Consider the following 10,820-nt stretch of genomic DNA (forward strand, 5'->3'; position numbering starts at 1 on the left):
CCCCCCCCCCCGCGCCCCCCCGCCGGGGGGGGGGGGGGGGGGGCCGGGGCGGGGGGGGGGGGGGGGGGGGGCGGGGGGGGCGGGCCGCCCCCCCGCTGCTGTTCCTCCATGGAGGAGGGGCGGCCCGTGCGGGGACCGCGCGCGGCTGGTGTGCCGCGCGCGGTCTCGGTATGGCGACGTTCGCGATTCCCTTGGTATCGCCGCCATCCCGCAAGGCCAGATAGCGTTTTTGCACCAAGGCTGACACAGTCCGTAGTCATACTGCAACAGAAAGTTTCCGCCTGTGGATAACTTTCCGCGCAACGGCATTCGCACTGACCGCGGCCTTGTGGACCGTGGCGAGGATGGCGGCTTCGGTGCTGGTGGCGCGGTTCGTTTGACGCATGCATCAACCCTGTCACCTCCCGCATTCGGTCGGCAACCAAGAGTTTCCAGCCTGTGGATAACTCTGTGGATTTCCGTCCGCGCGGCTAGAAATCGCCTGGCCAGAGGTCGTCTTCCTGCTTGGCGACCGGGCCGGCGGTGCGGACCGTCGACGTGACCGGGCCTTCCCCCGCTTTGAGGAGCAGGCTCAGGATCGCGATCGACCCCTTCTTGTGCAAGGGCTCGTTGCCGTTGCCGCACTTGGGGCTCTGGATGCAGCTCGGGCAGCCGAAGCGGCATTCGCAGCTTTCGATCGCATCCCTGGTGGCGCCCAACCAGTCCGTCCACTTGCGGAAGGCCTGCTCGGCGAAACCCGCGCCGCCCGGGTGGCCGTCGTAGACGAACACCGTCGGCAGCTCGGTGTCCATGTGCGCCGCGGTCGACAGGCCGCCGATGTCCCACCGGTCGCAGGTCGCGATCAGCGGGAGCAGCCCGATCGAGGCGTGCTCGGCGGCGTGCAGCGAACCCGCGAGGTCCGGGATGCCTTCCAGCGCTTCAGGTTCCACCGTCCACCAGACCGCCACGGTGCGCAGCGTCTGAGGCGGCAGGTCGAGCGGCTGGGTGTCGATCACCTCGCCGGAGGGCAGCCTGCGCCGCTGGTAGGAGATGACGTTGGACGTCACCTCCACCTCTCCGAGGCAGAGCCGGACGTCGCCCATCTCCAGGCGCTCGCGCTCCGCGAGGACCTCCAGGTGCGTGATCTCCTGCGCGCTCGTCATCCACGGCGGCTTCGCGGCGTGGACCAGGGCCAGGCCGTCCTCGAGATCGAGGTCGTCCACAAGGTACGACTCGCCCTGGTGCAGGTACAGGGCGCCCTTGTGCACCAGGCGATGCGAGGCCGCCGCGTCGATCGTGCCGATCAGGCGGCCCGTCTTCGTCTCCGCGATGTCGACGCCCATCGGGCCCGAACCGCGGAGGGTGACCTCCGGGCGCTCCGAACCGATCCAGTAGTAGCGGCCCCCGGGCCGCCGGCGCAGGAGCTTCTGCTCGCAGAGCTGTTCCGCCACTTCGCGGCTGCCCGGGATCGCGTCCAGGTCGGCGTCCTTGAGGGGGAGCTCCTCCGCCGCCAGGCACAGGTGCCCCGCCAGGACATAGGGGTTCGACGGGTCGCAGACGCTCGCTTCGACAGGACGGTCGAAGATCGCCTCCGGGTGGTGCACCAGGAACGTGTCCAGCGGATCGTCCTTCGCGAGCATCACCGCGAGCGCCTCGGTGTCCCCCCGGCCCGCCCGGCCGATCTGCTGCCAGAAGCTCGCCAGCCGGCCCGGATAGCCGCAGAGCAGCACCGCGTCCAGACCCGTCACGTCGATGCCGAGCTCGAGGGCGTTCGTCGTGGCGACTCCGAGGAGCTTGCCCTCGCGCAAGTCCGACTCGAGATCGCGGCGGTGCTCGCGCAGGTACCCGGCGCGGTACGCGGCGATGCGGTCCGCCGCCGGGTCCGAGCCGAGGCGGGACTTCGCCTCCGCCGCAACGATCTCCGCGCCGCGGCGGGACGGGACGAACGCGAGGGTGCGCACGCCGCGGCGCGTCAGCTGCGCCAGCATCCGCGCCGTCTCGCTCAACGTGGACGCCTGCTGCGGCTCGCCCTCGATCTCGTACGTGACGGGCTCCCACAGGGCCACCGTCGCCCCCGGATGCGGCGAGAAGTCCTCCGTGACCGCCACCGCCGGACGTCCGGTGAGGACCGACAGGGACGCGGCCGGGTCCGCCGCGGTCGCGCTGGCCGCGATCACCGTCGGGTTCGCGCCGTAGTGCTCGGCGAGGCGGAGCAGCCGCCGCAGGGTGAGGGCGACGTGCGCGCCGAAGACGCCCCGGTAGACGTGGCATTCGTCGACCACGACGTACTTGAGGTTCTTGAGGAGCGAGCGCCACATGCGGTGGCGGGGGAGCAGCGAGTGGTGGAGCAGGTCGGGGTTGGAGAGGACCAGGTTCGCGAACCGCTGCGCCCACTGGCGGTGCTCGAACGGCGTGTCGCCGTCGACGATCGCCGGGATCAGCCCGGGGACCTCGAATTCGCCCACCGCCCGCGCCTGGTCGGCGGCCAGGGCCTTCGTGGGAGCCAGGTAGAGCGTGCGGCCCTCGCCGTCCCCGGCGGCCTCGGTGAGGAGCGGGAGGAGGTAGGCGAGGCTTTTGCCGGAGGCGGTGCCCGTGGACACGACGACGTCGCGGCCTTCGAAGGCGTGGGTGGCGGCCTCGGCCTGATGGGGCCAGGGGCGGGTGATCCCGGTGTCGCCCAGCGCATCGCGGACCGCGTCGGGCACCCACTCGGGCCACTCGGTGCGCACCGCGGCGCGCGGCGGGAGGCGGCGCAGGTGGCGGAGGCCGCCCTCGTCCGATTCGAGGGCGGCTATGAGCTGGTCGACGGGCACCGCCCAATGATGCCGCAGCCCGCCGACACGACCGGCGCCGGCGAAGACGCGCCCGCATTTCGGTCATACGCTCCCGGCTCCTCTTCACTGGGAACGCAGTACGCTTATGGGCCAAGACACATTGCTTACCAGGCGCAGCCGCGCCGCCACGTGCCGAGAGAGGGGAGAGACGGCGTGAGGGGAACATCAGGCGACGGCGCGGCCGAGCCCGAGCTGGGGCTCAGCCTCTCCGAGGTCGGCGAATACGCGGTCATCAGCGTGAGCGGCGAGATCGACATGTACACCGCGCCGCAGCTGCGCGAGGCCGTCCGCCAACTCTCCTCCGAGGGCCGCATGCGGGTCGCGATCGACCTGACGCCGACCGAGTTCTGCGATTCGACCGGCCTGGGCGTGCTCATCGGGGCCCGCCGCCGCCTCTCCGACTCGGGCGGGAGCCTGCTCGTCGTCTGCGCGAACCCGCGCATCAGGAAGCTCCTGGACCTCACCGGCCTCGACAAGGTGCTCGATGTCCGGGAAGCGGTGCCCAGCGAGTGAACGGCTCCAAGCACGACCGCGCTGGGGGACGGACCGAGGCGGTGACCGTCCGGTTCGCGTTCACACCCGCCGCCGCCTACGTCCGCGCCGCCCGGCTGGTGGCCGCCGATGTGGCCGCGCACGCCGGGGTCGCCACGGGACTGCTCGACGAAGTCCGGCAGGCGGTCGGCGAAGCGTGCACGCGCGCGGTACTGCGGCACCGGGACCGGGGCCTCGAAGACCTCGTGCGCGTGGAGTTTTCGATCGGTGATCGTTTTATTGCGAAAATCACGGATAACGCGCAGGATCTGCGCGCGCGCTCGAGCGGCCGGATCGGCGCGGGCGTCGGCGGCGGCGATGCGCGAGCGAACGATCACGACGCGATCGAAGAGGACACCCTCTCCGAGGAGATCACCCTCATCGTCCTGGGCGGACTGGTCGAAGACCTGGTCGTGACCGGTCCCGACGGGAACGGCGGCACTACCGTCAGCATGTCCTGGCCGCTGCCCGGATCAGGTTCCGCGACCGACCACTGAGGCTTTGAGCACGCCCGCCATCAGGCGTGACCGTCCCCACTCGCAAAGCCCTCACATCGTTACACTCCGCACGTTAAGTCTGCCGGGCCGCAGGTCCGGCCCGGCCGCGCCGTCCTACCCGTCCCGCGGCCCTTTACGTGTTTGCGATACCGGTCCCGCGGTGCCCCGCGGGACCGCATGGCGAAGCTTGCGAGCCATGACTGTGTACTGCTTGGAGGAACTACATGCATACGTTGCTCGCCAATGGCGACGAGAGCGTAGGTCAGCTCGCGGGCTCGAACCTGAGCCTCGTCGTGGTCGCCGCCGCGCTCGCGCTGGTCGCCCTCGGAGGCGCCGCGGCCCTCGTCAAGAGCATCCTCGCGGCCGGCACCGGCACCGACAAGATGCGCGAAATCTCCGGCGCCGTCCAAGAGGGCGCCTCGGCGTACCTGCGGCGCCAGTTCCGCGCGCTCGGGGTCTTCGTCGTCATCGCCGTGGTCCTGCTGTTCCTGCTCCCCGCCGAAGGAGGCACGGACGTCCGCATCGGACGCAGCGTGTTCTTCATCGTCGGCGCGCTGTTCAGCTCGTTCATCGGCTGGGCCGGCATGAACATGGCCACGCGCGCGAACGTGCGCGTCGCGGCCGCCGCCCGCGACGGGCAGCCCACCACCGCGATGCACCTTGCCTTCCGCACCGGCGGCGTGGTCGGGTTCCTCACCGTCGGCCTCGGCCTGCTCGGCGCCTCGGTCGTGGTGTTCGTCTACAACGGCGACGCGCCCGTGGTCCTGGAGGGCTTCGGCTTCGGCGCCGCCCTCCTCGCCATGTTCATGCGCGTCGGCGGCGGCATCTTCACCAAGGCCGCCGACGTCGGCGCCGACCTCGTCGGCAAGGTCGAGCAGGGCATCCCCGAAGACGACCCGCGCAACCCGGCGACCATCGCCGACAACGTGGGCGACAACGTCGGCGACTGCGCCGGCATGGCCGCCGACCTCTTCGAGTCCTACGCCGTCGTCCTCGTCGCGAGCCTCATCCTCGGCCGCGCCGCGTTCGGCGAGACCGGCCTGGTCCTGCCGCTGCTCGTCGCCTCGGTCGGCATCGTCTGCGCCATCATCGGCGTCGTCATCACCCGCATGCGGGCCTCCGACGCCTCGGGGCTGACGGCCATCAACCGGGCGTTCTACCTCTCGGCGGTCATCTCCGCGCTCCTCACCGTGGCCGCGGTGCTCTGGTACGTCCCGTCCGACTGGGCCTCGCTCGGCACCGGCTTCAGCGACTCCGGCATCCCGGTCAACCCGCAGGTCTTCGCTATCGTCGCGGTCGTCATCGGCATCGCCCTGGCCGCCGTCATCATGGCGCTGACCGGCTACTACACCGACACCCGCTACAAGCCCACCAAGGCCGTCTCGGCCTCGACGCGCACCGGCGCGGCCACCAACATCCTGTCGGGCTTCTCGCTCGGCCTGGAATCGGCCGTCTACACCGCGCTGTGCATCGCGGCCGCCGTCCTCGGCGCGTACCTGCTCGGCGGCGGCGAGATCCTCGTCAGCCTCTTCGCGGTCGCACTCGCCGGCTGCGGCCTGCTCACCACCGTCGGCGTCATCGTCGCCATGGACACCTTCGGGCCCATCAGCGACAACGCCCAGGGCATCGCCGAGATGTCCGGCGACGTCGAAGGCGACGCGGCGCAGACGCTCACCGACCTCGACGCCGTCGGCAACACCACCAAGGCCATCACCAAGGGCATCGCGATCGCGACCGCGGTCCTGGCAGCGACCGCCCTGTTCGGCTCCTACACCGACGCGGTGGCCGCCGAAGGCCTCATGGGCGAAGCGCTCCTCGGCGCGCTCAACATCGCCGACCCGGCCAACATCGTGGGCTTCATCATCGGCGCCTCCGTCGTGTTCCTGTTCTCCGGCCTCGCCATCAACGCCGTCGCCCGCTCCGCCGGCGCCGTCGTCAACGAGGTCCGCGACCAGTTCGCGCGCTTCCCCGGGATCATGGAGGGCACGCAGCGGCCCGAGTACGGCCGCGTCGTCGACATCTGCACCCGCGACGCCCAGCGCGAGCTGGTGACCCCGGGCCTGCTGGCCATCACCGCGCCCATCGCGGTCGGCTTCGGCCTCGGCGTCGGCCCGCTCGCCGCCTACCTCGCGGGCGCGATCGCGTGCGGCGTGCTCATGGCCGTCATGCTCGCGAACTCCGGCGGCGCGTGGGACAACGCGAAGAAGGACGTCGAGGACGGCGCGCACGGCGGCAAGGGCTCCGAGGCCCACGCCGCGGCCGTCATCGGCGACACCGTCGGCGACCCGTTCAAGGACACCGCGGGCCCGGCCATCAACCCGCTCCTCAAGGTCATGAACCTGGTGAGCCTCATCATCGCGCCGGTCGTGGTGGTCTACACCGTCGACGGTGTCGGCGAGCACGCCGACGGGCCCGTCCGCTGGATCATCACCGCGGTCGCCGTCGTCGTCCTGGTCGGCGCGATCCTCGTCTCCAAGCGCCGTTCCGCGGTGGTGGAGGCGGGGGAAGCCCATACTCCGGAGCAGCGTGAGTCGGTCAACGTCGGCTAGCCGCTGAGCGCGGGTTCAGCCCGCGAGCAGCCTCGGCGGCGCTCGCGGGCCGTGAACACGCGACGCTGAATCCGGGATTGCCCCGCGTGTGCCCCGGTCGATCGGACCGGGGCACACCCATACTCAGGGGACGCAATGCGGAAGCGTGAGCTACCGTAACGAATCGAGTGCATTTTCCGAGTGAACGGTGGGAGCAGTGGCGGACATCAAGCGCCTTGTCATCGTGGAGTCCCCGGCGAAGGCCAAGACGATCGCCTCCTATCTCGGACCCGGCTACATCGTCGACTCCTCGCTCGGGCACATCCGGGACCTTCCGCGCAGCGCGAAGGAGATCCCGGCCAAGTACAAGGACAAGGCCTGGTCGCGGCTGGGAGTGGACGTCGACAACGACTTCGCGCCGCTCTACATCGTGAACCCGGACCGGTCCGCGCACGTGAAGAAGCTGAAGGGCTACCTCGCGGAGGTCGACGAGCTCTTCCTCGCCACCGATGAGGACCGCGAGGGGGAGGCCATCGCCTGGCACCTGCTCGAGACCCTGAAGCCGAAGGTGCCGGTCAAGCGGATGGTCTTCCACGAGATCACGCCGCAGGCCATCGCCGAGGCCGCCGCGAACCCGCGCGAGCTCAACCAGGACCTCGTCGACGCCCAGGAGGGGCGGCGCATCCTCGACCGGCTCTACGGGTACGAGGTGAGCCCGGTCCTGTGGAAGAAGGTCATGCCGCGGCTGTCGGCCGGGCGCGTCCAGTCCGTGGCGACGCGGCTGGTCGTGGAGCGGGAGCGGGCGCGCATGGCGTTCCGCGCCGCCGACTACTGGGACGTCTCGGCGAACCTCGCCACGGATGACGGACAGCAGTTCAAGGCGACGCTGATCGCCGTGGACGGCGACCGGGTCGCCTCCGGCAAGGACTTCGATTCGGCGACCGGCCAGGTCAAGGGCAATGTGGTGCACCTCGACGAGGCCGGGGCGCGGGGTCTGGCGCAGCGGCTCGAGGGCCGCGACTTCACCGTCTTGAAGGTGGAGAAGAAGCCGTACCGGCGCAAGCCGTACGCGCCGTTCATCACCTCGACGCTGCAGCAGGAGGCCGGGCGGAAGCTCCGCCTCTCGAGCGCGCAGGTCATGCGGGTCGCCCAGCGGCTCTACGAGAACGGCCACATCACGTATATGCGGACCGACTCGACGAACCTGTCGAACACCGCGATCAACGCCGCGCGCGCCCAGGCCGCCGAGCTGTACGGCGCGCAGTACGTGCCGTCCGAGCCGCGCCGGTACTCGCGGAAGGTGAAGAACGCGCAGGAGGCGCACGAGGCCATCCGGCCCTCCGGCGACCGCTTCAAGACCCCGAACCAGCTCAAGGGCCAGCTCTCCGCCGAGGAGTACCGGCTGTACGAGCTGATCTGGCGGCGCACGCTCGCCTCGCAGATGGTCGACGCCACCGGGAACTCGACGTCGGTGCGGGCCCGCGCGACGACCGAGTCCGGGGAGGAAGCCGACTTCGGCGCCTCCGGCAAGACCATCACCAACCCGGGCTTCCTGCTCGCCTACGTCGAGTCCATCGAGGACGGCGACGCCGACGACGCCGAGAAGCGCCTGCCCGAGCTGACCGAGCGCCAGCACCTCGCCGAGCGCGGCCTCGAGGCCGCCGGGCACACTACGCAGCCGCCGGCCCGCTACACCGAGGCGAGCCTCGTGAAGGCCCTGGAGGAGCGGGGGATCGGGCGGCCGTCGACGTACGCGTCGATCATGCAGACCATCCAGGACCGCGAGTACGTGTTCAAGAAGGGCCAGGCGCTCGTGCCGGCCTTCCGCGCGTTCGCCGTCATCGGCCTCATGGAGCGGCACTTCCCTCGCCTGGTCGACTACGACTTCACCGCGGGCATGGAGAACGAGCTCGACGAGGTCGCCGCCGGGCAGGAGTCGCGCGAGGAGTTCCTCCGCAAGTTCTACTTCGGCGGGCAGGACAAAGAGGGCACCGTCGCCGCCTCGGGCGGGCTCCGGCACATGATCGAGGAGGAGCTCGCGAAGATCGACGCCCGCGAGGTCAACTCGATCCCGCTGTACACCGACGACAAGGGCCGCAAGGTGGTCGCGCGCGTCGGCCGGTACGGGCCCTATCTGGAGCGGGCCACGCCGGGGCAGGAGGAGCCGGGCGAGCCGGGCAAGCGCCCGTCGATCCCCGAGTCCATGGCGCCCGACGAGCTGACCCCCGAGAAGGGGCAGGAGCTGTTCGAGCTGGCCGAGAACGAGGGCGAGCTCGGCACGCACCCCGAGACGGGGGAGCCGGTGCTCGCCAAGACCGGCCGGTACGGGCCGTACGTGACCAGCGGTGAGAAGTCCTCGTCGCTGCTCACCGGCCAGAAGCTCTCGGAGGTCACGCTCGAGGACGCGGTGAAGCTGCTGACGCTGCCGCGCCTGGTCGGGAAGGACGCCGAGGGCGAGGAGATCCGCACCGGCCTCGGCCCGCACGGCCCGTACGTGAAGAAGAACCGCGACTTCCGGTCCCTCGAGAACGAGGAGCAGCTGTTCACCCTCACGTTGGAGGAGGCCGAGAAGCTGCTCGCGCAGCCGAAGACCCGCGGTCGCCAGCAGCGCGCCCAGACCCTCCTCAAGGAGCTCGGCCCCGATCCCGTGACGGGCAAGGAGGTCACGCTCAAGGACGGCCGCTTCGGCCCGTACGTGACCGACGGCGAGACGAACGCGTCGATCCGCAAGACCGACTCGATCGAGGACCTCACCATCGACCGGGCCGCCGAGCTCCTCGCCGAGCGGCGGGAGAAGGTGTCCTCGGGCGCCGTCCCGGCGAAGAAGACCGCGAAGAAAGCGGCCAAGAAAGCGGTGAAGAAGACCGCCGCGAAGAAGACCGCGGCGAAGAAGACGGTGAAGAAGGCGGCGGCGAAGAAGACCGCCAAGAAGACGGCGAAGAAAGCCGCCCCCGAATAGCCGACGGGCCGGTCCCGCGATGAAGCGGTGACCGGTGGTTTGCCCTGTTTTGTGGCTTATCTGACGGCAGCATGCCTCCGGCCACGCCCGGGCTCGGCGTGTCCCCCTAGGGTTCAGCCCTTCGTAAACTAAATTCCGCGTAGATGCAACCCGAAGCGGTCGCTCGCGCGTCAAGGCAATGCGGACCGGACTCGGCGTCGAGCACCGTCTGTCCGTTGTGGCTGAAGACGGCAATTCTTCGAAAGCGAGTTTCGAATTCATGCGAATCACATTTCTGGTCCGGAACATCTGGGGTATCGGCGGCACCATCAAGACCACTCTCAATACCGCTGAAGCCCTCGTCGACCTGGGCCATGACGTGACCATCGCCTCGTTCGTGCGGCACAAGGCGAAGTCCGACTTCGCCATCGACCCGCGCATCAATGTGGTCAACCTCTGGGATGTGAGAAAGCCCGCCGACGGCGGCGACCGCCTTTCCCCGCTCGAGCGCTGGCAGTCCAAGCGCCCCTCGTTCCTCGACGCCGACAAAGTCAACAACCAGGGCGAGTCCTCGAAGCTCCTCGACATGCGGGTCAAGAAGTACCTCAAGCGCCTCGACACCGACATCGCGGTGGGCACCCAGGTGTCGGTGAACGTGTACATGGCCGCCTACGGCAGGCCCGAGCGGTACGCGATGGTCGCCCAGGAGCACATGTACCTCGAGACCTACCGGCCGGTGGTGCGCAAGCACATCAGCCGGGACTACCCGAAGATGGACGCGATCGTCACCATCACCGAGGCCGACGCGAACGCCTACCGCGAGGCGTTCCCCGAGATCGTCGACAAGATCACGTGCATCCCCAACTCGATCCCGGCCAGCACCATGGCCCCCTCCGAGCTGACCGAGCCGCACATCATGACCGCGGGGCGCCTCACCGGGATGAAGGGCTTCGACATCCTCATCAAGGCCTTCGCGCAGGTCGCCGACGAGTTCCCGGAGTGGAAGGTCACGATCTTCGGCCGCGGCCGCGACAAGAAGAAGCTCCAGGGCCTCATCAACGACCACGAGCTCAAGGGCCGCGTCAACCTGCCCGGGCCCGTCACCCCGCTCGACGCCGAATGGCAGAAGGCCTCCATCGCCGCGATCCCCTCGCGCTTCGAGCCGTTCGGGCTCGTCATCGTCGAGGCCATGGCCGCCGGGCTCCCGGTGGTGTGCAGCGCCGTCAAGCACGGCCCGATCGAGATCATCGAATCCGGGGTCAACGGCCTCCTCGTCGAACCGCAGAAGCCGAAGGAGCTCGCCGACGCGCTCCGCCTCCTCATGTCCGACCCCGAGCTGCGCCGCCGGCTCGCCGACAACGGCATGGCCACCGCCAAGCGCTTCGAGCCCGCCGAGGTCGTCGGCCTCCACGTGCAGCTCTTCGAGAAGCTCCTCAAGGCCCGGGCCTGACACCGGCCGCGACGCGCGGGCCCGCCCGGCGCCCGCCCGGGCGCGGCGGCGCGGGGGGGGGGG

6 protein-coding genes are annotated in these 10,820 nt (G+C 70.1%); 5 read left to right on the forward strand and 1 reads right to left on the reverse strand.

Annotation, left to right across the window (positions count from 1 at the left end; all coding sequences use genetic code 11):
* Positions 1-470 precede the first annotated feature (470 nt).
* Positions 471-2,792 (reverse strand): DEAD/DEAH box helicase, encoded by a 2,322-nt coding sequence (locus tag O1R50_RS02590; protein ID WP_270108294.1) that lies wholly within the window; start codon positions 2,790-2,792, stop codon positions 471-473.
* A gap of 174 nt (positions 2,793-2,966) precedes the next feature.
* On the opposite strand from O1R50_RS02590, the gene O1R50_RS02595 reads away from it, so the two are divergent.
* From O1R50_RS02595 to O1R50_RS02615, 5 genes are all read left to right on the forward strand, one after another.
* The gene (locus tag O1R50_RS02595) at positions 2,967-3,326 is read left to right on the forward strand and encodes an STAS domain-containing protein (RefSeq protein ID WP_270108295.1); all 360 of its coding nucleotides are present in this window, start codon (positions 2,967-2,969) and stop codon (positions 3,324-3,326) included.
* 41 nt (positions 3,327-3,367) lie between these two features.
* The gene (locus O1R50_RS02600) at positions 3,368-3,841 is read left to right on the forward strand and encodes an ATP-binding protein (protein ID WP_270108296.1); all 474 of its coding nucleotides are present in this window, start codon (positions 3,368-3,370) and stop codon (positions 3,839-3,841) included.
* A 224-nt stretch (positions 3,842-4,065) separates the two neighbouring features.
* The gene (locus O1R50_RS02605; protein WP_270108297.1) at positions 4,066-6,390 is read left to right on the forward strand and encodes a sodium-translocating pyrophosphatase; all 2,325 of its coding nucleotides are present in this window, start codon (positions 4,066-4,068) and stop codon (positions 6,388-6,390) included.
* A gap of 187 nt (positions 6,391-6,577) precedes the next feature.
* Positions 6,578-9,328, forward strand: a complete 2,751-nt coding sequence (gene topA / locus O1R50_RS02610) for a type I DNA topoisomerase (protein ID WP_408612581.1) — start codon at positions 6,578-6,580, stop codon at positions 9,326-9,328.
* Positions 9,329-9,587: 259 nt separating this feature from the next.
* On the forward strand, positions 9,588-10,757 hold the full coding sequence (locus O1R50_RS02615) for a glycosyltransferase family 4 protein (RefSeq protein ID WP_270108299.1): 1,170 nt from the start codon (positions 9,588-9,590) through the stop codon (positions 10,755-10,757).
* Positions 10,758-10,820: the final 63 nt, after the last annotated feature.

The sequence above is a fragment of the Glycomyces luteolus genome, from assembly GCF_027622875.1.
GTDB lineage: Bacteria > Actinomycetota > Actinomycetes > Mycobacteriales > Micromonosporaceae > Glycomyces > Glycomyces luteolus.

Coding starts and splice junctions, on each gene's coding strand:
- O1R50_RS02605 (WP_270108297.1), top strand. CDS start 4,066: ATGCATACGTTGCTCGCCAATGGCGACGAGAGCGTAGGTCAGCTCGCG.
- O1R50_RS02615 (WP_270108299.1), top strand. CDS start 9,588: ATGCGAATCACATTTCTGGTCCGGAACATCTGGGGTATCGGCGGCACC.